The sequence below is a fragment of the Blautia sp. MSK17_66 genome (genome assembly GCF_020538025.1).
Lineage (GTDB): Bacteria > Bacillota > Clostridia > Lachnospirales > Lachnospiraceae > Blautia_A.
Genome location: NZ_JAJBNQ010000024.1, coordinates 24,295 through 49,473, shown reverse-complemented (window position 1 = coordinate 49,473; position 25,179 = coordinate 24,295). Strand labels below are relative to the sequence as shown.

At 44.5% G+C, this 25,179-nt stretch carries 18 protein-coding genes, 1 riboswitch and 1 other annotated feature; all 18 genes read left to right on the top strand.

The features are described 5' to 3' along the window. The 18 genes from LIR34_RS13115 to LIR34_RS13025 all read left to right on the top strand — a co-directional run bounded on the left by LIR34_RS13115 (window position 1) and on the right by LIR34_RS13025 (window position 25,021). Window positions 1-1,389, top strand: coding sequence for an MATE family efflux transporter (locus LIR34_RS13115; protein WP_173902955.1), 1,389 nt, complete (start codon window positions 1-3; stop codon window positions 1,387-1,389). Window positions 1,390-1,608: 219 nt separating this feature from the next. Then, complete coding sequence (locus LIR34_RS13110) at window positions 1,609-2,178, top strand: glycerol-3-phosphate responsive antiterminator (RefSeq protein ID WP_173902956.1); 570 nt, start codon at window positions 1,609-1,611, stop codon at window positions 2,176-2,178. A 38-nt stretch (window positions 2,179-2,216) separates the two neighbouring features. Next, on the top strand, window positions 2,217-3,713 hold the full coding sequence (glpK, locus tag LIR34_RS13105; RefSeq protein ID WP_161285389.1) for a glycerol kinase GlpK: 1,497 nt from the start codon (window positions 2,217-2,219) through the stop codon (window positions 3,711-3,713). 119 nt (window positions 3,714-3,832) lie between these two features. Next, complete coding sequence (locus tag LIR34_RS13100; RefSeq protein WP_173902957.1) at window positions 3,833-5,269, top strand: NAD(P)/FAD-dependent oxidoreductase; 1,437 nt, start codon at window positions 3,833-3,835, stop codon at window positions 5,267-5,269. Window positions 5,270-5,286: 17 nt separating this feature from the next. After that, a complete protein-coding gene (locus LIR34_RS13095) occupies window positions 5,287-6,555 on the top strand; it encodes an NAD(P)/FAD-dependent oxidoreductase (RefSeq protein WP_173902958.1) in 1,269 nt (422 codons plus the stop codon). Window positions 6,556-6,558: 3 nt separating this feature from the next. Further along, a complete protein-coding gene (locus LIR34_RS13090; RefSeq protein ID WP_173902959.1) occupies window positions 6,559-6,918 on the top strand; it encodes a DUF1667 domain-containing protein in 360 nt (119 codons plus the stop codon). 292 nt (window positions 6,919-7,210) lie between these two features. Then, complete coding sequence (lepB, locus tag LIR34_RS13085; protein ID WP_173902960.1) at window positions 7,211-7,870, top strand: signal peptidase I; 660 nt, start codon at window positions 7,211-7,213, stop codon at window positions 7,868-7,870. Window positions 7,871-7,973: 103 nt separating this feature from the next. After that, window positions 7,974-13,079: a prealbumin-like fold domain-containing protein gene (locus tag LIR34_RS13080; RefSeq protein ID WP_173902961.1), complete on the top strand. Its 5,106-nt coding sequence runs from the start codon at window positions 7,974-7,976 to the stop codon at window positions 13,077-13,079. Between the two features lie 81 nt (window positions 13,080-13,160). Then, window positions 13,161-14,663 carry a SpaH/EbpB family LPXTG-anchored major pilin gene (locus LIR34_RS13075; RefSeq protein ID WP_173902962.1) on the top strand — a complete coding sequence of 501 codons (1,503 nt, stop codon included), beginning with the start codon at window positions 13,161-13,163 and terminating at the stop codon, window positions 14,661-14,663. Window positions 14,664-14,763: 100 nt separating this feature from the next. Beyond that, the gene (locus LIR34_RS13070; RefSeq protein ID WP_173902963.1) at window positions 14,764-15,621 is read left to right on the top strand and encodes a class C sortase; all 858 of its coding nucleotides are present in this window, start codon (window positions 14,764-14,766) and stop codon (window positions 15,619-15,621) included. 21 nt (window positions 15,622-15,642) lie between these two features. Beyond that, window positions 15,643-16,641 carry a Cna B-type domain-containing protein gene (locus LIR34_RS13065; RefSeq protein WP_173902964.1) on the top strand — a complete coding sequence of 333 codons (999 nt, stop codon included), beginning with the start codon at window positions 15,643-15,645 and terminating at the stop codon, window positions 16,639-16,641. Further along, complete coding sequence (locus tag LIR34_RS13060) at window positions 16,628-17,317, top strand: sortase (protein WP_173902965.1); 690 nt, start codon at window positions 16,628-16,630, stop codon at window positions 17,315-17,317. Before LIR34_RS13065 ends, LIR34_RS13060 begins: the two co-directional genes overlap by 14 nt. An 87-nt stretch (window positions 17,318-17,404) precedes the next feature. Beyond that, window positions 17,405-18,091, top strand: coding sequence for a hypothetical protein (locus LIR34_RS13055; protein ID WP_173902966.1), 687 nt, complete (start codon window positions 17,405-17,407; stop codon window positions 18,089-18,091). 146 nt (window positions 18,092-18,237) lie between these two features. Further along, window positions 18,238-18,483: a binding site (T-box leader), on the top strand. A gap of 84 nt (window positions 18,484-18,567) precedes the next feature. Beyond that, entirely contained in the window at window positions 18,568-19,065 is a 498-nt protein-coding gene (locus tag LIR34_RS13050; RefSeq protein ID WP_173902967.1) for a TRAP transporter small permease, read from the top strand. Beyond that, window positions 19,066-21,420: a TRAP transporter large permease subunit gene (locus LIR34_RS17770; protein WP_320442970.1), complete on the top strand. Its 2,355-nt coding sequence runs from the start codon at window positions 19,066-19,068 to the stop codon at window positions 21,418-21,420. It begins immediately after the preceding gene. 392 nt (window positions 21,421-21,812) lie between these two features. Further along, window positions 21,813-21,920, top strand: a riboswitch (TPP riboswitch). Between the two features lie 307 nt (window positions 21,921-22,227). After that, window positions 22,228-23,199, top strand: a complete 972-nt coding sequence (gene thiS, locus LIR34_RS13035) for a sulfur carrier protein ThiS (protein ID WP_173902968.1) — start codon at window positions 22,228-22,230, stop codon at window positions 23,197-23,199. 18 nt (window positions 23,200-23,217) lie between these two features. Next, a complete protein-coding gene (thiH, locus tag LIR34_RS13030) occupies window positions 23,218-24,453 on the top strand; it encodes a 2-iminoacetate synthase ThiH (RefSeq protein WP_173902969.1) in 1,236 nt (411 codons plus the stop codon). Continuing rightward, window positions 24,440-25,021 (top strand): thiamine phosphate synthase, encoded by a 582-nt coding sequence (locus LIR34_RS13025; protein WP_173902970.1) that lies wholly within the window; start codon window positions 24,440-24,442, stop codon window positions 25,019-25,021. Before thiH ends, LIR34_RS13025 begins: the two co-directional genes overlap by 14 nt. The last annotated feature ends 158 nt before the right edge of the window (window positions 25,022-25,179 follow it).

Sequence of the window (25,179 nt, the reverse complement as noted above, 5' to 3'; positions counted from 1 at the left end):
ATGTTAACACACTTTAAGGAAAAATATATTGGCAGTGCGTCATTTTACAAGAGATATCTGTGTCTTGCACTGCCAATGATCCTGCAGAATGCCATCACAAACCTGGTGAGCTTTCTTGACAACATTATGGTCGGTCAGCTGGGGACTGAGCCAATGTCGGGAGTTGCGATCGTAAATCAACTGATCTTTGTGTATAATCTGGCGATCTTTGGGGCAGTATCGGCAGCGAGTATTTTTGGGGCACAGTATTTTGGAAAAGGGAACCATAAGGGACATATGCATTCCTTCCGGTTCAAGTTATATGCGTCACTGACTATGACGGCGGCTGCAATACTTCTGTTTATAACAAAAGGCTCCACACTGATATCATTATATCTGACAGATACAACAGGAAGCGGGGCAACAGAAGCTGCCCTGCAGTATGGCCTGGAATATCTTGCGATCATGATGATCGGGCTGATCCCATTTGCGATAAATCAGTCCTATGCGACGAACATAAAAGAAACCGGTCAGACCATGATTCCTATGATTGCAAGTTTTGCCGCGGTTGGAATTAATGCAGTCCTGGATTATCTTCTGATCTTTGGACTTGGTCCAATCCCGAAGATGGGCGTTGTCGGTGCGGCACTGGCAACTGTGATCGCACGTTATATAGAAGCGTTGATCGTAATCGTGTGGGCACATACTAATAGAGCGAAAAACCGATATCTGGAAGGTGCATATCGCGGATTTGGAATTCCAAAGGCAGAGTTTAAAGCAATCCTTATCAAAGGACTTCCGCTTATGCTCAATGAAGTCTTTTGGGCGGCAGGAATGACAACAGTGACCCAGTGCTATTCTGTCCGTGGACTGGATGTCATTGCGGGGCTGAATATAGCAACAACGATCACCAATCTGTTTAACATCATTTATATTCAGCTGGGAGGCTGTATCAGTATTATTGTCGGACAGTATCTCGGTGCAGGCAAATTAAAAGAGGCCAAAGATGCCGATAATAAGATGATTGTTTTCAGCGTATTCTGCTGTGCATTAGTTGCCGGAGTAATGTTGATATTTGGTGGATTATTCCCACAGATTTATAATACGTCCGAAGAGATCAAAGCGCTTGCAACCAGCTTTATTGCAGTATCTGCGATCATTATGCCATTCTGTTCTTTCAGTCATGCCTCTTATTTTACGCTGCGTTCCGGTGGGAAAACGATGGTCACATTTTTATTTGATTCCGTATTTACCTGGGTTGTGGTAGTACCGACATCTTTTCTTCTGGCCCGCTATACAGGCCTTGGAATCGTGAGCGTGTATTTCCTGGTACAGGCAACAGAAGTGATCAAAGTAGTGATCGGATATTTCATGGTAAAAAGCGATGTATGGCTGGTGCAGATGGTGTGACCAGGTTGCTGTGAACGGAGTGAACAGTAACACTTGGTTTGTGTAAATAGTATATTTATTTTAAAAAATACTTGTAATTAATTGTGCAATGTGTTATGATAAGCGCATTGAATAAGTAATTGGAAAGTGAAGCTGTGAGAGGAGAGCGAATTCATATCAGTCGAAAGGCTGTTATAGAATGCGCTCTTTTTTATTTTTGAAATTGCAAGGAGTGAGAGGGTGAGCAGTTCTTTTTATGAAGCAGTTGAGGATAATCCGATCATTGCAGCAGTAAAAAACATGAACGATCTGGAAGTCTGTTGTTCCCTGGAGGACATCCGTGTGGTATTTATCTTATTTGGAGATATCTGTTCTGTCAAAGAAATCGTAGATAAGGTAAAGGCAGCCGGCAAGGTTGCAATGGTCCATGTGGATCTGATCAGTGGGCTCAGCAGCAAGGACATTGTAGTTGAATTTATCCAGAAGAATACAAAGGCAGATGGAATCATTTCCACAAAGCCGATCTTGATCAAAAAAGGAAGGGAACTGGGAATGTTTACAATACTCAGGTATTTTCTTCTTGATTCAATGGCATATGAAAACATCAGGCAGCAGCAACATGCAGTGAAGCCTGATTTCATCGAAGTCCTTCCTGGCGTGATGCCAAAGATCATCAAAAATGTCTGTAAGATGTCGAGAACACCAATCATTGCAGGCGGACTAATCTCAGATAAGGAATCTGTGATGGATGCTCTTTCAGCAGGAGCAATCGCAGTTTCATCCACAAATCATGAGGTCTGGATGTTATAAAAAGTAACGATATTCACATGTTTAATGGAGGAAAAGATATGGCTAAGTATGTAATGGCTCTGGATGCAGGAACAACAAGTAACAGATGTATCCTGTTCAATGAAAAAGGAGAAATGTGCAGTGTAGCTCAGCGAGAGTTCATACAGTACTTTCCAAAACCTGGCTGGGTTGAGCATGACGCAGATGAAATCTGGGCAAGTATGCTTGGTGTAGCGGTTGAAGCAATGAATATGATCGGAGCAGCAGCGGAAGATATTGCAGCGATTGGTATTACCAACCAGCGTGAAACCACCATCGTATGGGACAAAAATACAGGAGAACCAATTTATCATGCAATCGTATGGCAGTGCCGCAGAACTTCTGAATACTGTGACAGCCTGAAAGAAAAAGGACTTACCGATAAGTTCAGAGAAAAAACAGGTCTTGTTATCGATGCATACTTTTCAGGAACAAAGGTAAAATGGCTTCTTGACAATGTTCCGGGTGCGAGAGAACGTGCAGAAAAGGGCGAATTATTATTTGGTACCGTTGAGACATGGCTGATCTGGAAACTGACAAAAGGTGCAGTTCATGTAACCGATTATTCCAACGCTTCCCGTACGATGCTGTTTAACATCAACACGCTGGAATGGGACGATGAGATTCTTGCAGAACTGGATATTCCGAGATCCATGCTGCCGGAACCAAAACCGTCAAGCTGTGTATACGGAAAAGCAGATCTGGCCTTCCTCGGTGGAGAAATTCCGATCGCAGGTGCAGCAGGTGACCAGCAGGCCGCATTGTTTGGACAGACCTGTTTTAATGCAGGTGAAGCAAAGAATACATATGGCACAGGCTGTTTCCTTCTGATGAATACCGGTGAGAAACCGATCTTCTCAAAGAATGGTCTGGTAACAACGATCGCATGGGGACTTGATGGCAAAGTAAACTACGCACTGGAAGGTTCTATCTTTGTAGCAGGGGCTGCGATCCAGTGGTTGAGAGATGAACTTCGTATTATTGATTCCGCACCGGATTCCGAATATATGGCTAAAAAAGTAAAGGATACCCATGGTTGTTATGTAGTGCCGGCATTTACAGGACTTGGTGCACCGCACTGGGATCAGTATGCAAGAGGAACTATAGTGGGAATCACACGTGGTGTAAACAAATATCATATTATCCGCGCAACGCTGGAATCCATTGCTTATCAGGTAAATGATGTTTTGGAAGCTATGAAGGCAGATTCCGGAATCGATCTTGCAGCACTTAAGGTTGATGGCGGCGCAAGTGCAAATGATTTCCTTATGCAGACACAGTCTGACGTCATCAATGCGCCGGTTAACCGCCCGCAGTGTGTAGAGACAACTGCAATGGGAGCTGCTTATCTTGCAGGTCTTGCAGTAGGTTACTGGACAAGCAAAGAAGACGTTATCAAAAACTGGGCAATTGACAGGACATTCGAGCCACAGATTTCTGACGATGACAGAGCAAAACAAATCAGAGGCTGGAATAAAGCTGTCAAATATGCTTATGGTTGGGCAAAAGAAGATTAAATTTTTATAACTAAAAAGAGTAGCGGCATGAGATGAGAGAGCCTGGCAGGATAATCGCATATAGTATGCGCTTACTTGGCAGGCTCTTTTTACAAATCAGTTTAAGGAGTGATCTGAGAATGTATGATGTAATAATTATCGGAGCGGGAGTTTCAGGTGCGGCAACAGCAAGAGAGCTGTCACGATATAACGTAAAAACATGTGTGATCGAAAAAGAAGAGGATGTATGCTGCGGTACTTCCAAAGCGAACAGCGCGATTGTTCACGCCGGTTATGATGCAGCAGAAGGGTCACTGATGGCAAAACTGAATGTTCGTGGAAATCAGATGATGGAGCAGCTTTCCAAAGATCTTGATTTTCCGTTTAAGAAAAACGGATCTCTGGTCGTATGTCTGCATGAAGAGGATATGCCAAAGCTTCATGCACTGTACGACAGAGGTATTGCAAATGGTGTTAAGGAGCTGAGGATCCTTAACCGTGAGGAATTGAAAGAAATGGAACCGAATATTTCCGATGAAGCCTGCGCTGCACTTTATGCACCTACAGCGGGTATCATATGTCCTTTCAATATGAACATCGCAATGGCAGAGAATGCATATGCAAACGGCGTGGAGTTTAAGTTTGATACGGAAGTTACGGATCTTAAACCAATAGATGAAGGCTGGGAAGTCCATACAAACAATGGAGTTTTCCAGACGAGATACGTGGTCAATGCAGCAGGAGTCTATGCAGATAAGTTCCACAATATGGTGAGTGAGAAGAAGATCCATATCACTCCGAGAAGAGGTGATTACTGTCTGTTAGATAAGAGTGCAGGAAACCATGTGAGTAAAATAATTTTCGCACTTCCGGGAAAATACGGAAAAGGAATCCTGGTCGCCCCGACAGTTCACGGCAATCTGCTCCTTGGACCGACAGCAATCGACGTTGAAGACAAAGAAGGAACAAACACTACAAGAGAAGGACTGGATCAGGTCATTGAAAGAGCAGGAATGAATGTAAAAGATATTCCGCTTCGTCAGGTGATCACCTCATTCTCCGGACTTCGTGCCCATGAAGACGGACATGAATTTATTATCGGAGAAGTGGAGGATGCAAAAGGATTTATTGATTGTGCAGGCATCGAGTCACCCGGTCTTACCAGCGCTCCGGCAATCGGAGAGATGGTGGCACAGATTCTGAAAGAAAAAATGAATCTCGAAGAAAAAGAAGATTTTGTTGCAACAAGAAAAGGTATTCTGAATCCGAATACACTCAGCAAAGAAGACAGAATTGCCTTGATCAAAGAGAAACCGGAGTACGGAAATATTATCTGCCGTTGTGAAATGGTTACAGAAGGTGAGATCATCGATGCGATCACAAGACCTCTTGGAGCGAAATCTCTGGATGGAGTAAAGCGCAGGACAAGAGCCGGAATGGGACGCTGTCAGGCAGGCTTTTGTTCACCGAAGACCATGGAGATCCTGGCAAGAGAACGACATGTGAGCATGTTTGATATTACGAAATCCGGTGGAGATTCCAGAATTGTCACAGATTATAACAAGGATTCGTTATAAAAGGGAGGCATTGCATCATGAAAGCTTATGATATTGTTATCATCGGAGGAGGACCGGCAGGACTTGCGGCTGCGATTTCTGCTAAAAAAAGCGGAACAGACAGTATTCTGATCCTGGAAAGAGACAGAGAACTTGGCGGCATCCTGAACCAGTGTATCCATAACGGATTCGGACTTCATACCTTTAAAGAAGAGCTGACTGGACCGGAATATGCAGGACGTTTTATTGAACAGGTAAAAGAACTGGGCATTGAATACAAATTAAATACCATGGTCATGGATATCAGCCCGCAGAAAATCGTCACAGCAATGAACCGGGAGGAAGGTCTCTTCGAGATTCAGGCAAAAGCAGTAGTACTTGCAATGGGCTGTCGTGAACGATCCAGAGGAGCACTTAACATTCCGGGATACCGTCCGGCAGGTATTTTTTCTGCAGGTACAGCACAGAGACTGGTAAACATTGAAGGTTATATGCCGGGAAGAGAAGTTGTGATCCTGGGTTCCGGAGACATCGGCCTTATTATGGCAAGACGAATGACATTTGAAGGCGCAAAAGTTAAAGTAGTTGCAGAACTGATGCCGTACTCCGGCGGACTGAAACGAAACATTGTACAGTGTCTGGATGATTACGGAATTCCGCTGAAGCTCAGCCATACCGTTGTTGATATCAAAGGAAAGGAACGTCTGGAAGGTGTCACACTGGCACAGGTAGACAGCCATGGAAAACCGATCCCGGGAACAGAAGAAGAATACAGCTGCGACACCCTTCTTCTCTCCGTAGGTCTGATCCCGGAAAATGAAATCTCCAGGGGCATGGGTGTGGACATGAACCCTGTTACCTCAGGACCTAAGGTAAATGAGAGTCTGGAGACAAGTATCGAGGGCGTTTTTGCCTGTGGAAACGTACTGCATGTACATGACCTGGTTGACTTTGTATCAGAAGAAGCAGGAACTGCAGGAAGAAATGCAGCAGAATATGTCAAAGCAGGAAAAGAGTGCAGATCAGATGCAGAAGAAATCCAGATAAATCCTGTCGAAGGTGTCAGATACACAGTTCCCGGAACGATCAATGTGAATCGCATGGATGAAAATCTGACCGTCCGTTTCCGCGTCGGCGGTGTTTATACGAACTGCTACATCAGTGCATATTTCGATGATGAGAGAGTGATCCGCAAAAAACGTCCGGTTGTTGCACCGGGTGAGATGGAAGAAATCAAGCTGACAAAAGAACAGCTTCTAAAATATCCGGATCTCAAGACGATCACGGTAAAGATTGAGGAGGCATAGACTATGGAAGAGAGAAAACTGACATGTATTGGCTGTCCGATTGGCTGTCCTCTTACTGTTGTGATGAATGGGGAAGAAGTAGTCAGTGTCACGGGAAATACCTGTAAGCGAGGCGGTGTATATGCAAGAAAAGAAGTGACCAATCCCACAAGAATAGTGACCTCCACTGTACGCGTAGCAGGCGGAAGCATTGATATGGTATCAGTAAAGACAAGAGAAGATATTCCAAAGGGAAAAATCTTTGACTGTGTGAAAGCACTGAAAGGGATCGAAGTTCCGGCACCGGTTCATATTGGAGATGTGATTCTCAAAAATGTGGCAGATACGGGTGTGGATATTGTCGCAACAAAAAATGTAGAATAAGATATAGAAATCACCGGAAATACAGCTTACATATCTAAGAAAAAAAGAGACTGAAAGAGCTTTAAAAAAGAAGATTTTCAGTCTTTTTTTGTCAGAAAAATACCATATATGATAAAAAGTGACAAAAACGTGCACAAAAATGCAAACGAAAGTAAAAAAATGACTAAAAATAGTATTTTTGTGAATTGACCCGTCATATACAAAAAAAATATAATAATGACACTATTGATAAGAGTAAAAACATGGGTGATTTAAGCGAACCCGGGGTTAGAACATGAAGAAGAAAAATAACATGAGAAAGAATGACCTGAAGCATTTAAGCAGAGGCGAACTGATCGATCTGATCTGCGAGATGAAGAAGACAAATCCTTCCATGGATGTCCCGGAGATAGAAGAAGCCGAGAAAGAACAAAAAAGGTTAAGACGTCGTGCAGCTTATCGTCAGACCCTTCGCGGAACAGTTGCAGTGCTGATCGTTGTGGCGGCAGTTTCTGTTCTGGTGGCAACTTTATGGATGCCGGTTCTCCAGATTTACGGTTCTTCCATGTCCCCGACTCTGGAGCCGGGGCAGATCGTGGTTTCCGTAAAGAGCAGGCAGCTCAAAACAGGAGAGGTCGCTGCGTTCTGGCAGGGCAACAAGCTTCTGATCAAGCGTGTGATCGCAGGTCCGGGACAGTGGGTTGACATTGATGCGAACGGAGTGGTAACAGTCGACGGAGAGACACTTGATGAGCCATATCTTAATGAAGTGTCACCTGGAAACTGTGATATTGAGCTTCCGCATCAGGTGGCAGAATCTCACTGGTTCTTTATGGGAGACAACAGGGAGACATCGGTCGATTCGAGAACAGCATCGATAGGCGATATCTCAGAGGATCAGATTGAAGGGCAGATCGTGTTTCGAATCTGGCCGTTGAAAGAAGCAGGCAGGATAAATGCAGTAAACAGGTGACAAAAGCGGATCGTGAGTATCCGATTTATATAAAAAAAGTATCGAAGGAGAAGACTGAAAAAGAGAGGCATCAGATACACACCAGAAAAGAGAAGGTGGAACTGTGCAAAACAAGGGAACGGATTATATCAGAAGAATACTAAAGGACAAGGCACGGCTGAAACGATGGAGAAAAGTAATGCTGTGTCTTTCGTGTATAGTCGTTTTCTGTACAGTATATGTACTGATCCTTCCGGCGATCACGCTGGAGAGAAAGACGACATGTGGACAGGAAGAACATGTCCATACAGAGGAATGTTATTCCGTGGATGGTCAGCTGATCTGCGGCAGAGAGGAACATCTGCATACCGAGACGTGTTATGCGGCGGCTGATAATATTTCGGACAGCCAGTCGGATGCGGCGGAATGGGAGGAGAACCCGATACAGGAAGAGGACGGAAATACGGTTCAGGACGAAGGCAATGCCGGAGAGATAGAATTCATGCCGGATGAGCCATCAGATCAGGCCGCTGACAACATCGAAGGTGCAGAAGACGCGGCAGAGGATATGGATGCTGATTTCACCTCCGGAGACGAGAATAGCATCGCGGATACGGCAGAGCCGACAGCAACACCGACTCCGGCTCCGAATTCGGCAGACGGATTTGATCTGAGTGCGGCAGAGAACGGAAACAGACTTGAGGATGTTAAGCTGCTCTATAAACTGCCTGATAATGAGAACTGGCAGGAATTTAGTACGACAGATAATGCGGCGGTGATACCGGCAAATGCAAAGATTAAGCTGCAGGTTGAGTATAAGGATATACAGATCCAGAATCTGATAGATCACTATAATTGTAAACTGACCTATAATCTTCCGGAGTTATTGCGTAATATAACGACGGAAGGTGCGATTTTTGATGAGAATCAGAAGAAGGCAGGAACGGTGACGAGTCAGGGCGGGAAATTGATTGTTACCTTTGAGAAAAGATATCTTGAGGATCTCATTAAAAATAAACGATCCACAATTACCGGATATTTTTATGCACAGGGCGATGTGAATCTGATTCGGTTGCCAGATACTGGCAAGACAACAGTGGAATCAGTAAATAAGACTTATCATTTGAATTTCGGTCCGGATGCCGTTGCACAGTATGGGAAGATAAATGTTACGAAAGAATGTGCTGATCCTCAGGTGATATCTACATCTAGTGGAGATTACCTTGCTTATACCATCACCGTGACAGCAGGAGAAGATGGATGCCCGGATGTTTCGGTGGTTGATACGATCGTGAGCAGTTCGGATTGCGTGGATTCTTATGCAGAAATTAGTACGACAGCCCAAAATCTTGCAACTGGTCAGGATGGACAGAAGCCATATGAGACGATTGCAGAAGACAAGACTCCTGGAACAGTCTATCTGGGAAATACGATGGCTGATGGGACTGTTCCGCCAGAAAATACAAACATTACTACTGCACCGGGAAGTATGGTCTGGAAAATTGGTGATATGGCAGCAGGTGAGAGCCGCACACTTACATATTATGTGAAGTTGAAGGATAAGGTACCTTTAAACGGTAAGCATATTAAAAATAAAGCAGATGTGTATTCCAGGACTTATAAGAGAACTTATGCTGAGAAGACGTTTGTACCAACTATTGGTTATAATATGTGGAAGACGCGAGCGGAAGATATTGTACGGAACGAAGATGGATCTTATACAATAAAATATAAAATTTACTTTGATTTGACAAGTAACTATCCACTGAAGGATTTTGAATTTCTGGATTATCTGGATGATCAGTCGGATAATATTCATACAGATCCAGGGGCACTTCCATATATCAGTTACGATCGTGCTTCAGTAAAACTGTATAAGAATGGAAACGAATTGCCGTCAACAGATTATACTGTAAGCTGGGCAAATGGTAATGATAACTATGAAACTTCCTGGAATGATCCAGATAATAAGCCAACTCGATTTAAGATCTCAGGCACTGATTCCAGTCCGCTGACTGTGCGTATGGGAGATTCCTATTATGCAACTTACACAGTGACTGTGAAACCGGAAGCACTGGCGGCAATGAAGTCAGATCGTGTAGAAGTGAAAAACCGATATTATGTAAATACATCGAATGCATCTAAGAAGTGGAATTATGGACTGGATAGAGTTTATTCCAATGAAACAGTCGGTAACTACACATGGGATAAAAAAGTAGTCGGAAGTGGAACCACGTCAGAGCAGACGTTCACGATGAGTGGTGACAAGTATGACTATAAGTCGTCTGCCAAACCGGAAAAAATTAATTCTCAAACAGACATTTCTTTTACCGTCCCTGCCGGAAGCTATCCATATACCGTAGATGTCAACCAGACACTGGGTGACTGGAATGCGACAGAGGTGTCGATGACGGACACACTGAGTTCGGATAAGATGAACTATATCGGATATGCAAAAGTAGAAGCCTGTGAGTACAATGCAACTACGAAGATATATGATGTAAAAGATACAAAATGGGTAAAGATTGACGGCTTAAGATCATTTACCCTGAAACCATCGGATCTTGGCTGGACAGGTGTAAATTATGCATATAAATTTACCTACTATGCAAGGCCGGCAGACAGCAATTTTGGCGAGGTAAAGGTCACTAATACATTTTCATTGTCAGGAAATGCGATAAGAGGACAAAATAGCTTGCCACTTGACGGAATATATTCTCAGGGAGAGGTAACAGTCTCCGGCTCTTTCAAAATGAATGTCAAGAAAGAATCCTGGTATTATGAAGAACCAAAAACAGGAGCGACAACCTGGAAGAACGGAAAACTCTACTGGGTGATTGAAGTATCAGGAACGGCAATTTTGCAGGATACAGGTTTCCGGGATGCCATCTTAAATGGAAATGATCTGAAAGATTCTTATCTGCATTCAGATTCACTGGAAGGAATCTATATCGGAACATTGCCAGGAGGAAAGATGATTACCGGATACAGTAGTCTGGAAGAACTTAAGGCAAGTGGAAGCCTTACTGATGCTAAGGATAAGTTTACAGCACCAGTGTTGGGAAAAAGCAAAAACTTTGAGGGTACTGATAATTACAGTGAACTGACCGTACGGGCAAAGGAGCGGATCACTCTTGAAAATAATAAACTTTATTTTATTATAAGGACAGAACCCAGAGAATTACCGGCAGCATACAGAGATGCTTTTAAATTTGGAAATAGTATAGATACCTGTGAGAATGGTACAGACTGGGTTCAAAAGAGTAATGCAAATAAGACTCTTTATAAAGGTGCAGACATCCTGAAGGAGCTTGGGCAGACATTTACCTATGATGGAACAACAGTAACCAGCAAGAACGACGGTGCAGATCAGGGAAATAATAGCAGGATTGTTACAACCGCACTGTCAGGTGCAGGACAGTATGCGACCTGGGCATTTAAGGTGAACTATGCAGGGGAACTGTCAGGAAGCTATCGGGTGTTGGAGGCGATACCGGATGGTATGGAACTGGCATATATTCGAATCAAATGGGTTGGAGACCAACAGAACTTTAGTGCAATGTCCTCAAAAGAAATTCCAGAACTCCAGTCGGCCGGATGGGAAGAAAAAACCATTACGGCAGGTACGGATAATGGACCTGAAAAGACAACAACCTATTATGTCAAGGACAATCAGGCTATAGTTGAACTGGGCGATTTTACAGCAGGAAAGGGAAGGGATTCCTATTCTGTTGACGTGCAGGTTGTATGTAGGGTGACTGATCCGGATGTACTGCTTGGAGGACGAGAAAAGACATTTAGAAATCAGGTTACACTCCAGACAACTGACGGACAGGAGATTAATACTGCGACCGCTCCGGCAACCATAGAACCACAGAAGAAACTGGACAAAAAGATAACCAGTAAGGGAACCGAAAAAATAACATTTACAATCGAAGCCAATCCGTTTGGTGAGGCACTTCCTGCGGAGAACGGTACGACATTGACGTTGATTGATAAGCTGACTTCTACGCTGATTCTGGATACGGGATCGATTAAAGTGATTAACTCAAAGACGAATGAAGGTGTTGTCTATACAGCTTCTTTTGATGCAACAGCTAATATGCTGAAAATAGCAATTCCATGTAATGTGCCGGTTAAGATCACTTATGATGCGACGGTAGACGCACCACCGGGACAGACAGTAAGTTTCTCGAATGATGCATACTGGGAGAAATATTCTCCGGCTGGCGGAGACAGTGTGAAAGAGGAGAATTATTCCTATGCCGCAGGTGGAACCGTATCAGCGGGAGATAATATAACTCTGAAGATCATCAAGAAGGATCAGAACAATCTGTCTTCTTTATTGAAGGGAGCTGAATTTGAGATAATCGAGTGCGAAAGAGAATCAGATGGCACAATTACAGATGTATCAGGTAAGAAGTGGAATGGAACGACAAATGAGGAAGGGGAAATTTCCTTTGGATCAGGAAGATCAACAGATTCTGCAATGAATTACAATACTATCTATAAAGTGACAGAGACAGAGGCACCGTCGGGATATGCAGTAAACAGTGAACCAATCTATATTATGGTTCCAAGAAAAGCAAAAAATGTTACAGATTATTCGGATTATGTGAATGCTTGCATAAGTGATTCGAGAATTCATAAACAGTATAAGGCAACCTATGAACTGACTGTCCTCAACCACAAAGGTGAGATCACAGTGGAGAAGAAGTTCAAGGGTCCAGGTGGTCAGAATGCGAATCCGGTGAGTGGAACGTATAAGTTTGGATTGTATGAAAATGCAAATGGAACAAACACGACAAATCCAGGCGGAACTACATCAACCACAGCACCGCTTCAGACGGTCACCATTACATATAACGCAGCAGAGACAGGTTCCAGGACAGCGAAATTCACGAATCTGGATCTGACAAAGACATATTATGTTTTTGAACTTGATGATGAAGGAAAGCCGATTAAAAATTCCACCATAGCTGCGACGGTGAATAAAATGGAATACTTCACATCGTATGAGAATCCAAAGACTGCAAGTACGGCAACAGGGGGAAACAGCGCAGTCAGTGGAGACACGGTGACGGTTACCAACCAGATCCGTGTGAAAGAACTGCCTTCTACAGGCAGTTATGGATCCCTTATTTACAGGCTGGCAGGCGCGATATTAATACTCTTCGCGGGACTGCTGATGCTGATCAACATAAAGAAACAAACCTGCAGAAACAGGTAACAAAAAAGGGGTACTGTACCCTTCGGAAAAGCTGGTTTTTTCCGGGGGGGGGGCAGTAGTGCGAAAACAAGGAGGAAGAAAATGAAACTATTTAAAAAAATCGCCGCAATAATGCTCTCCATTATGATGGTACTGGGAATGGCAAGCGTGGTAAGCGCGGAGGGAACGACAAGTGGTACATACGGGAATAACGATGGAACAATAACAATTAGTAATGCGATAAAGGATCATACATATACGATTTATCGAATTCTGAAGTTGGAGAGTTTTAGTAAAACAGGTACTACAGAAAATTATGCTTACAAAGCAGAAACTAACTGGAAAAATTTTATCAAGAACGCGAAAACAAATGATAGTAAAAGTTATTTAGTAGAAGATAACAGTGGTTATGTAACATGGAATACTGAGGTGACACAAGATGATTCTAATAAAATAGAATTTGCAAAGAAAGCATTGGAGTATGCAAAGGATACTAGTCATAATGTAACAGCGGTTGAAACAGCAACAGCAACAGCAACAGAAGTAACATTTTCTACTCTTCCGCTTGGATACTATCTTGTAGATTCCAGCGTGGGTGCACTTTGTTCACTTAATACAACAAATCCAACAGCAACAATCCAGGAAAAGAATAATGTTCCTTCAGTAGACAAGAAAGTTCAGGAAGATTCTACAAACACTTGGGGTGATAGCAACACAGCTGACATCGGACAGACTGTAAACTTCCAGACTACAATCACAGCACAGCCAGGTGCACAGAACTATGTACTGCATGATAAGATGGATGCAGGATTGACATTTGATGGTACTGTAACTGTGACGAAAAATGGAACAGATGTTGAGGCAACAAATTATACACTAAAAAAATCTACAGATTCACCTGCTACTATCACCGATAAATGTACATTTGAAATTGCTTTTACTCAGGCATTCTGTAACACACTTGCAGAAAACGACAAAATCATCGTTACCTACTCTGCAACGCTGAATGAGAAGGCAGTGATTGCAGGAGAAGGAAATAAGAATACTACAAAACTTACTTATGGAGACAGCAGTGAAACAACTCCAAGTACAACAACTACAAAAACCTTTGAATTACCAGTACTCAAATACACAATGAAAAACGGTACAGAAACAGCACTTGCAGGTGCAATCTTCACATTAAGTAAGACTGCTGATGGAGCAAATCTAATTAAGCTTGTAAGTGATGGCAATGATGCTACAGCAGGTGATATCTACCGTGTAGCAAAGGCTGATGATGCAAACACAGTGACAGAAGTAACTACTCCAGCTTCCGGTAAATTCACAATCAAAGGTCTTGATGCAGATACATACTACCTTACAGAGACAAAGCAGCCAGACGGTTATAACAAACTGTCTGCTCCAATAAAAGTAGTCATTTCTGAAGATGGAACTATTACTGTTGGCGAAAACACATCATCTGTAGCTGAAGTTAAAGTCGAGAACAACACCGGTTCCCTCCTCCCATCCACAGGTGGAAGCGGAACAACCCTGATCTACATCCTGGGTGCAATTCTTGTACTTGGATCCAGTGTAGTACTGATCACAAAGAAAAGAATGAGATAATCATTTTATAGAAGAATCAGGTTATTACAAAGAGCAACATAATTTTGCTGCACAGGGAATATTTTTATTCCCTGTGCAGCAGCAAGGAGAGGATTGTAACATGAGAAAGCATATTTCGACAATTATTACAGCAATTATCTTTCTTACAGGTCTGTCCTTGCTGCTGTACCCGACAGTAAGTAATTTCTGGAATTCGAAGCATCAGACACAGGCGGTTGCGGAGTACTCGGACCGCATTGAAAAGATGGGAACGCAGGAGAAGAAGCAGGCTCTGGAGCAGGCAGCGCAATATAACCAGACGCTGGTTTCAGATGCAGGGCGTTTTAATCCGTCAGAGGAGCAGGATGCTTTGTACAAAAGTCTTCTGAATGCAGACGGAACAGGAATGATGGGTTATATCACCATACCTGAAATCAAATGTAAGCTTGCCCTCTATCACACGGTGGATGATTCCGTCCTGCAGGTAGGCATCGGTCATCTGGAAGGTTCCAGCCTGCCGGTAGGAGGTACCGGAACGCACTGTGTTCTTTCCGGGCACAGAGGACTCCCGAGCGCGAAGCTTTTTACGGATCTTGATAAGCTGCAGAAGGGAGATGTTTTTCTCCTTCATATCTATGATCAGGTTTTTACATATGAAATCGATCAGATCCGTATCGTGGAGCCGGAGGATTATGGTCCGCTTGAGATCGAAGAGGATAAAGATCTGTGTACGCTTCTTACCTGTACCCCGTACGGGATCAACACGCAGAGACTGCTGGTGCGGGGAAAGAGAATTGCGAACCGCGCGGGTGATGATTCCAGGATCACTTCGGATGCCGCAAAGATGAATACAGTGGTTGTCGCGACAGGCATCGCCATTCCGCTGCTTGTTATCAGTTTTATTGCAGTGGATATATCGACCCGGCGTTCCAGAAAGAAGAAAGAAAAACAAAAAGGTAACCATACGAAACAGAAGTAGAACCAGCAGTGGGAGAAGAAGATGGAGTATCGAAGGAAGAAAAACGTTCACAGACAGGTCAAAAACATAATATTTATGCTGGCTTTTGTCGCTGTCCTTGTCGGGATGATGACGAGGGTGCCAGTTCTGGCGGCAGATCAGACGAGGGGCAGTATTTCGATTGAATGTCCGGCAGAGGGGATGGAGCTTTCTTTGTACCGTGTGGCAGACTATGAAGACAGTTTTACGCTGACAGGAAAATTTCAGAATTATCAGGTTTCCCTGGATCAGAAGGATCAGGATGGCTGGAAGGGAGTGGCGCGTACTCTTGCGGACTATATCGGACGTGACGGGATCGAGGCAGATGCGGTGACGAAGTCAGGAAGTGACAGGAGTGCACGTTTTGAGGATCTTTCGAGAGGGCTTTATCTTGTGAGTGCGAAGGAGATCGAGGTGCAGGAGAATGGAAAGACCAGGATCTGCACTCCACAGGTTTCTCTGGTCGCACTTCCGGATTCCACGCAGGAAGATCCGTATAACATAGAAGTTTTTCTGAAATATGATGACAGGGAAAAGCCGGAAGGTTCCCGGACGAGGGTTCATGTGCTGAAGGTATGGAAGCAGGACAGGGAGGAAAACCGCCCGACTTCTGTGCAGGTGGAGCTTCTTCGGACAGATTCAAAGGGAAAGACAACGGTTGTTGACAGGCAGATCCTGAATTCGGAGAATCAGTGGTCTTATACCTGGGAAGATCTCTCATCGCAGGCGCGCTGGAGTGTGACAGAGCAAAAAGTGCCGTCTGGCTATACGGTAAGTACCAGCCGGCAGGGAAGCACGGTTGTGCTGACCAATACGGCAAAGGAGCCGGGAGGATCCGGAGACAGTGAAAATAATTCCGGAAACACAGGGCAGAAGCTTCCACAGACAGGACAGCTCTGGTGGCCGGTTCCGCTTCTTATGCTGGCGGGGGTGATGTGTCTGCTGGCAGGTAAGGTACTGCGAAGATCCGGAGATAAAAAGAAGAAAAATGATGCGAGATAAGAGAAAGAATCGACTTGGAAGATTTTTTACAGGGGCAGGGCTGATCCTGGTGGCATTGGCTGTGCTGCTTCTGATGTATAACCTGTGGGACAGCCGCCGTGCAGAGGAGAGTCAGGAGGAGATCCTGGCAGAATATCTGTCGGAAAACAAAAAAGCTTCAGAGGTTCCATCGGATCCTGACGGGGAAGCGGCGGACAGTCAGGACATACCGGACTATATGCTGGACCCGGATATGGAGATGCCGGAGTTTACGCTGAGCAGTCTTGGTGATATATCATGTATCGGGATTCTGGAGATCCCGGCTCTTGATCTGAAATTACCGGTCATCAGCAGATGGAGTTATCCGGCTCTGAAGCTGGCACCCTGTCGTTATTCCGGGAGTGCGTACAAGGGAGATCTGGTGATCGCGGCTCATAATTATCAGTCTCATTTTGGTGGGCTTCGGACGCTTGCACCGGGAAGTGAAGTGTTTTTTACAGATGCAGTGGGAAACAGATTCTCCTATTATGTGGCTGTGACGGAGGCACTGACTCCGTGGAGTGTGGCGGATATGACGAGCGGGGAGTGGCCGCTCAGTCTGTTTACTTGTACTCTGGACAGCCAGAACAGGGTGACAGTACGCTGTGAGTACAGCGAAGCATCTGAAAAACCGGATTTACAGGATGGTTTTTCGTAAGTGTATAATAAAAGCCGTTACAGGAAAAGCAGAATTTTCTGCCGGGAGTCGGAGAGTTCTGTGGCTTGATTGTAAGGGGCGATTATTATGAAACGATTCAGGGGAATGGTACTTGCAGGAATTGTACTTTCGATGCTGGCAGTGAATTTTTGCAGTGCAAAGGATCGAAAGGTCGGGGAAGATACGACAGAAACCCAGGAGCAGGAGATGGCTTCCGGGACGAAGGAAGAGGCAGCCGTGAAGGGGACGGTAAAGCTTCCGGTATTTATGGTTGACTTTCCGGATAACCGATTTCAGGAGGAAGCACTTCCCTCTGACAAACTGAAAACACTGCTTTTCAGCGAAAACCAGAACAGTATGACTACACGAGCGAAAGATATTTCGGATTCACAGCTTCATCTGGACGGAGATATTTTTTACTATACTGCCAAGTATAGTATGGAGAAATATGAGAACAGCAATGATCCGACGGAGGAACTGGCCCGTGAGGTTTTGTCTGCGTTTGATTCTCAGATCGACTATATGGATTATGACAGTAACGATGACAAATACGTGGATGTTTTTGTACTGAGCGTTGCAGGGGAGGATACCTGCTGGCAGGAAACAAATGGAATCTGGAAGGAAAATTCCGGATTTCAGCTGGATGGAATGAAATTCGGCAGATATATTGTCAACGATGCACAGCCATATACAGAGAATGAAGATGGCTTTGTGGAAAAAATGAATTATGAATTTGACCTGTGTATGGGACTGACCGATTATTACAAAAGATAAAATAATCGGCCGGTCCCTTAATCTTTGAGAGATTTTGATTCATATATATCGAAAAAAGTTGATTCATATATCTCGAGAAAAGTCTTGACTGTGACGAAAAAGAGTTGTAGAATAGCTTTGTCCTGTTAAAGGGATAAAGCATAAAACTAAATTCTGAGAAGGGAATCAGTAGGAACAGAGAATGTGTGTCTACAGAGAGCCGCAGGTGGTGCGATGCGGCGGCAGCACTGTTTTGAATATCATCCCTGAGAAGGAAGACCGAACGCTATATGATTAGTAGGTTTTCACGGAGGCTCCCCGTTACAGGAGACGCGTATGCCGGTACGTTGCAGAATCGTACTTGTTTCAATGGAGAAACAGGGTGGTTGCGGAATATCAGATCCGTCCCTGAGGGACGGTTTTTTTGTGCCTAAATTTCTGAAACCGGGAAGAGGGGATTTTTTCCCCGATATCATAATATAGGGAGGAAAGAGAGGATGAAAGTCTACAAAAAACTTATGAATGCACTGGCAGCAGTAGAAAAAATTGTTCTTGTGATCTCGACACTGCTGATCCTGGTGCTCACTGTGGGAAATGTATTTTCCCGTAAAGTAATCCACCGCTCCTGGTCTTTTACAGAAGAACTGGTCGTAGCGGTATTTGTACTTATTACACTTCTGGCAGCGGCACTGTCCTGCAGAGAAGGCGGCCTGGTAAGCCTGACGCTGGTTACGGATCGTCTTCCAAAAAAACTGAAAAAACCTTCTGTGATACTGATCACAGTTTTGAGTATTGTTTTTTCAGTGATCCTTTTTAAATATGGTATGGACAAGGTTCTTACTCAGCTTGCAAATGGCAAGAGGACGTTTGTACTGAACTGGCCGGAATGGATCTTCTGGTCCTTCGTACCGATCGGGGCAGGATGTATGATCCTTCATTTTATTGAATACTGCCTGGATATCTGTCTTGGAAATAATGATAAGGAGGAAAAATAAATGATCAGTGCAGTTTTATTTATCTCATTTTTTATTTTTTTGATTCTGGGTGTGCCGATCGCATTGTGCCTTGGTCTTTCCTCCGTCTGTGCGATCCTTTATTCAGGTACTTCACTTACTATTGTTGCGACAAATATGTATTCGGGAATCAGTAAGTTCCTTCTTCTGGCAATTCCGTTCTTCGTACTGTCCGGAAATATCATGGCAAAAGCCGGAATTTCCCGCAGACTGATCGACTTTGTAGATACCTGCGTTGGACACAAAAAAGGTGGTATTGCGATCGTATGCGTTATTGTTTCCTGTTTCTTTGGAGCAATCTCCGGTTCCGGTCCGGCTACAGTAGCAGCCCTCGGTGCTGTACTGATCCCGGCAATGGTAGAGCAGGGAGGATTTTCCGCACCGTTCTCCACAGCACTGATGGCGACATCGAGTTCCGTGGCGATCGTCATCCCGCCGAGCATCGCGTTTGTCGTATATGCATCCATCACAGGTGTTTCCATCGCAGATATGTTTATGGCAGGTATCGTTCCTGGAATTCTGATGGGCGTGGCACTTGTGATCGTTGTACTTCTTGAAGCAAACAAACATGATATCAAACCATCCCGTAAGAAGGCGACAGCAAAAGAACGCTGGAGTACCTTCAAAGATGCATTCTGGGGATTTCTGATGCCGGTTATTATCCTGGGCGGAATCTATGGAGGAATCTTTACACCGACAGAGGCAGCTGCCGTATCTGTTGTGTATGGACTTTTTGTAGGTATGGTGATCTACCGCGAGGTGTCTTTCAGAGATCTGTTTGATATTCTGGTAGACTCAGCAAAAACAACCGGCGGAATCATGCTGATCGTTGCAAGTGCGTCTCTGTTCTCATTTGTATGTACCAAGTTTGGTATTGCAGATGCCGCATCAGGACTGCTCGCATCCATTGCACATAATCAGTTTGTTTTCCTTCTGATCGTCAATATTATTTTCCTGATCGCAGGATGCTTCATCGATGCAAACTCAGCAATGTACATCTTTATTCCAATCATGCTCCCGGTATGCAAGGCACTTGGATATGATGTTGTTGCATTCGGTGTTATGGCAACAGTCAACCTTGCAATCGGACAGGTTACTCCTCCGGTTGGCGTCAACCTTTTTGTTGCTATCAGTATCAGGATCAAGAAAGGTCTGGAAGTTACCCTGCAGGAGATCTCAAAGGCAGTTATGCCGATGATCGCAGCCAGTGTGGCGGTGCTTCTGATCGTTACCTATATTCCGGCAGCTTCCACTGCACTGCCGAAGGCACTTGCAAAAAATGGCTCCTACACGGGAGACCAGTCCGGTACTGATACGGGAAGCGGTACTTCCAAATCAGCCGGAAATGACAACGATTCCTTTAATACAATTGAAGATTACAGCGACCTTGATTGGCCGGAAATGACCTGGAACTTCGCATGCTCCACAACAGAGACAAGCACCTGGGCAGACGGCGGCCGTAAATTTGGTGAGCTGATGGAAAAAGCAACCGGAGGCAAGATTAAAGTCAATGTTTATGCTACAGATCAGCTGACCAATGGAAACCAGTCTGAAGGAATCCAGGCACTGATGAACGGAGACCCGGTGCAGATCTCCATGCATTCCAACCTGATCTACTCCGCATTTGACCCGAGATTCAATGTCGTATCACTTCCGTTCATCTATGATTCCTATGATGACGCAGATGCGAAATTTGACGGGGCAGCAGGTGAGAAACTGAAAGAACTGCTTTCTGAATATGGACTGCATTGTATGGGAATCGCAGAGAACGGCTTCCGAGAACTGACCAACAGCAAACACGAAGTCAAGACTCTGGATGACATGAAGAACCTCAAGATCCGTGTGGCAGGCTCCAACCTTCTGATGGAATGCTATAAGAGATGGGGAGCAGACGCAACAAACCTGAACTGGACAGAGACTTACACAGCCCTGCAGCAGAATACAGTAGAAGGACAGGAAAATCCTCTTCCGGCAATCGATGCTGCAAGCGTACAGGAAGTACAGCCATACTGTTCCATGTGGGATGCAATCTACGACTGCCTGTTCTTCTGCATTAACCAGGACCTGTACGATACACTGACACCAGAGCAGCAGGCTGTTGTTGATGAATGCGGACAGAAAGCCGTTGAATATGAGCGTTACATCAACCGTTCCGGCGACGAAGAGATCATGAGCCGCTGGCAGACCAAAAATGACGTTACCATCACAGACAAACAAGATATGGATATCGATTCCTTCAAAAAAGCCGTAGATGGCGTAGATGAGTGGTTCGTAGAACAGCTCAAAGATGCCGGATACGACGATGGCCAGGAACTGGTAGACCTCTTTGAAAAATAAAAAGCCCATGAAAAGTCCGGATTTTCCGGACTTTTCATATATAATCGCCTACCTGCAATGACAGTACTCCCGCATTACATTGAACAGCCCCTGGCATAAACCAGACAACAGGATCACGGAAACAAGTCAGGGAATGCTCAAGAGTACGGCGTAATGAGGTGCAGGCAAGCTTCCGCCACCAAGCCCACTGTCTGAGCGAAGCGAGTTTGGGCGACTGGCGGATAAAAAGCGAATGCACCGAATAGCCGCACGCAATGGCATTCCCTGCACTGTATCCGTGAATCCGTTGTCGTAAATGTTATAAAGATTACTGTTCACAATAATCTGGTCAAAATCCATTCCACACAAAACACACCTTGACAGAAAAGAACTTTCGTCATATACTAAACCATGTAAATAAGCAGGGGAGCTTGTATTCGCAGGCTGAGAGGAAGTAATCAACTTCGACCCTTATACCTGATTTGGATAATGCCAACGTAGGAATTTGAACGTATGTGAATATTACGGGAGATACCCTACGGTATTTCCCTTTTTCGTTTACATATATCTGAACAGGGACACACAATTTCATAGCGATACAAATGAGAGTGAACAGAGTTCATGAAGGGGTGCACCACCACGGGTGTATTACTTCGTGAACTCTTTTTTTGCTTTAGTGGAATATGTCTGCTAAAGCAGACTGCATCTGGCATGCAAAGCGTAACAAGACCCTCAAAGACTGAGGGATGCAGGGAATTTGAAAAGAACCTGTCCACTCTGCTCCTTCACAGGCATCATTTGTATCAATCACAACACAGGAGGAAAACCATGATCACAGTAAACGGAGTAGAAAAAACACTGGAAAAACCATTATCAGTCACAGAATACCTCGAGACAAACAAATACGTACCAGTACAGGTAGCAATCGAACTAAACGACAAAATCCTGGCAAGAGAACTATACCCAACAACCATTCTGAAAGAAGGAGACATTATGGAAATCGTAAGCTTTATGGGCGGCGGAAGCGGCAAAAACGAAGACAAATTCATACTGGGAGGACACGAATTCACCTCCCGATTCATCCTCGGATCAGGCAAATTTTCACTCGATCTCGTAAAAGCCTGCATCGAAAAAGCAGAAGCACAGATCATCACCCTTGCACTTCGCCGTGCAAACGAAGGAGGCCTCGCAAACATCCTCGATTACATCCCGAAAAACGTCACACTCCTTCCAAACACCTCCGGTGCAAGAAATGCAGAAGAAGCAGTCCGCATCGCAAGACTCTCCCGCGAACTCGGCTGCGGAGACTTCGTAAAAATCGAAGTCATCCATGACTCCAAATACCTTCTCCCGGACAACTACGAAACCATCAAAGCAACAGAAATCCTTGCAAAAGAAGGATTCGTAGTCATGCCATACATGTATCCGGATCTGAATGCAGCAAGAGATCTGGTCAATGCAGGAGCAGCCTGCGTCATGCCACTCGGTTCCCCGATCGGCTCCAACAAAGGCATCTGCACCAAAGAATTCATTCAGATCCTGATCGACGAAATCGACCTTCCAATTATCGTAGATGCAGGAATCGGCAGACCTTCCCAGGCATGCGAAGCAATGGAAATGGGAGCTTCCGCAGTCATGGCAAACACTGCGATCGCAACAGCAGGAAATGTAGAAGCAATGGCAGAAGCATTCAAAAAAGCAATCGAAGCAGGACGCAGCGCATACCTTTCCGGACTTGGACGCACCCTGGAAAAAGGAGCCAGTGCATCCTCACCACTGACAGGATTTCTGCATGACTAAAGAACGGAGGACAGAATAATGGCAGAGAATACAGCAAATCATGGAGATCACTTTAACGAAAGTATCGTCAACGAAGTGATCCTTGAAGATATGAAAAAAAACCGCATCGATCATATGAAATACCTTCCGGGAATGGAAACAATGGAAGAATCAAACGTAATGGAACAGGTCATTGAAGCAATGAATGCTTATGATTATGATCAGTATACAGAACAAGATGTCCGCAGAGCACTGGAACATGACAACCGCACGATTGAAGACTTCCAGGCACTTCTTTCCCCGGCAGCCCTTCCTCTCCTGGAAGAAATCGCACAGGCGGCAAGAGTAGAAACAAGAAAACATTTCGGCAACAGCGTGTATATGTTCACACCGATCTATATCGCAAACTACTGTGAAAACTACTGCATCTACTGCGGATTTAACTGCCATAACAAGATTCGCCGTGCACAGTTAAATGCAGAAGAAATTAACAAAGAAATGGAAGCAATCGCAAGGACAGGACTGCAGGAAATCCTGATCCTGACAGGAGAAAGCAGAGCCAAATCAGATGTAAAATACATCGGAGAAGCATGCAAGATCGCAAGAAAATACTTCAAAGTCATCGGTCTGGAAGTATATCCGATGAACTCCGACGAGTATCATTATCTGCATGAATGCGGAGCAGATTATGTGACGGTTTTCCAGGAAACATACAACTCAGATAAATATGAAACACTTCATCTGGCAGGACATAAACGAATCTTCCCATATCGTCTGAATGCACAGGAACGTGCATTAAAGGGCGGCATGAGAGGCGTCGGTTTTGCAGCACTTCTCGGTCTGGATGACTTCCGTAAAGACGCTTTTGCAACAGGATATCACGCATGGCTCCTTCAGAGAAAATATCCTCATGCAGAGATCGCATTTTCCTGTCCGAGACTCTGTCCGATCATCAATAATGACAAGATCAATCCGATGGATGTACATGAGCCGCAGCTTCTCCAGGTTGTCTGTGCATATCGACTGTTTATGCCGTTTGCAAGCATTACAGTATCTACAAGAGAGTGTGCGAGAGTCAGAGACAATCTGGTAAACATCGCGGCAACCAAGATCTCAGCAGGCGTCAGCACAGGAATCGGAAGCCACGGAGATGACATTGCAGATAAAGGAGATGACCAGTTCGAAATTTCCGATGGAAGGTCAGTGGATGAAGTATATCAGGCACTTCTGGACCACCAGCTTCAGCCGGTCATGAACGATTATGTCTACCTGTAAAGAAGAATATAGAAACATTATCGCAGTGACAAACCGCAAGCTGAGCAGCAGACCGTTCCTGGAACAGATGGAGCGTGTCTGCAGACTCCAGCCGAAGGCGGTGATCCTGAGAGAAAAAGATCTCCAGGAGGAGATGTATGAGGAACTGGCGGTAAAAGTTATAGAATTATGTAAACAATATCAGGTTTCGTGTATGCTGCACACCTATCTGGAAACAGCGAGAAAACTGCAGCATCCATATATCCATCTTCCCCTGTTTCTGCTCAGAGAAAACAGTGGGAAACTGAATGATTTCGTAGAAATCGGATGCTCCATACATTCAGTGGAAGAAGCAGAAGAAGCACAGAAACTCGGTGCGACTTATCTGACAGCAGGACACATTTATACTACAGACTGCAAGAAGGGACTGCCGCCGAGAGGAATCGATTTCCTGAAGGAAGTCTGCGGTGCTGTGACGATCCCGGTGTATGCGATAGGCGGGATCCATGCAGGTACAGGACAGATACAGGAAGTAATAAAATGCGGTGCTTTCGGTGGCTGCATCATGTCAGAAATGATGCGGATATAACTGTCCGGAAGCTAAGGTAAAAAAAGAGAACAGGAATCAGCATATCTGATATTCTTTACTCAAAATAAGTTTCATGGTATCATTATGAGGAAAAATGATACTGTGAAACTTTTTTTCTGTAATGTAAAAATTCTTGGAAGGATTAAAAGGAAAATATT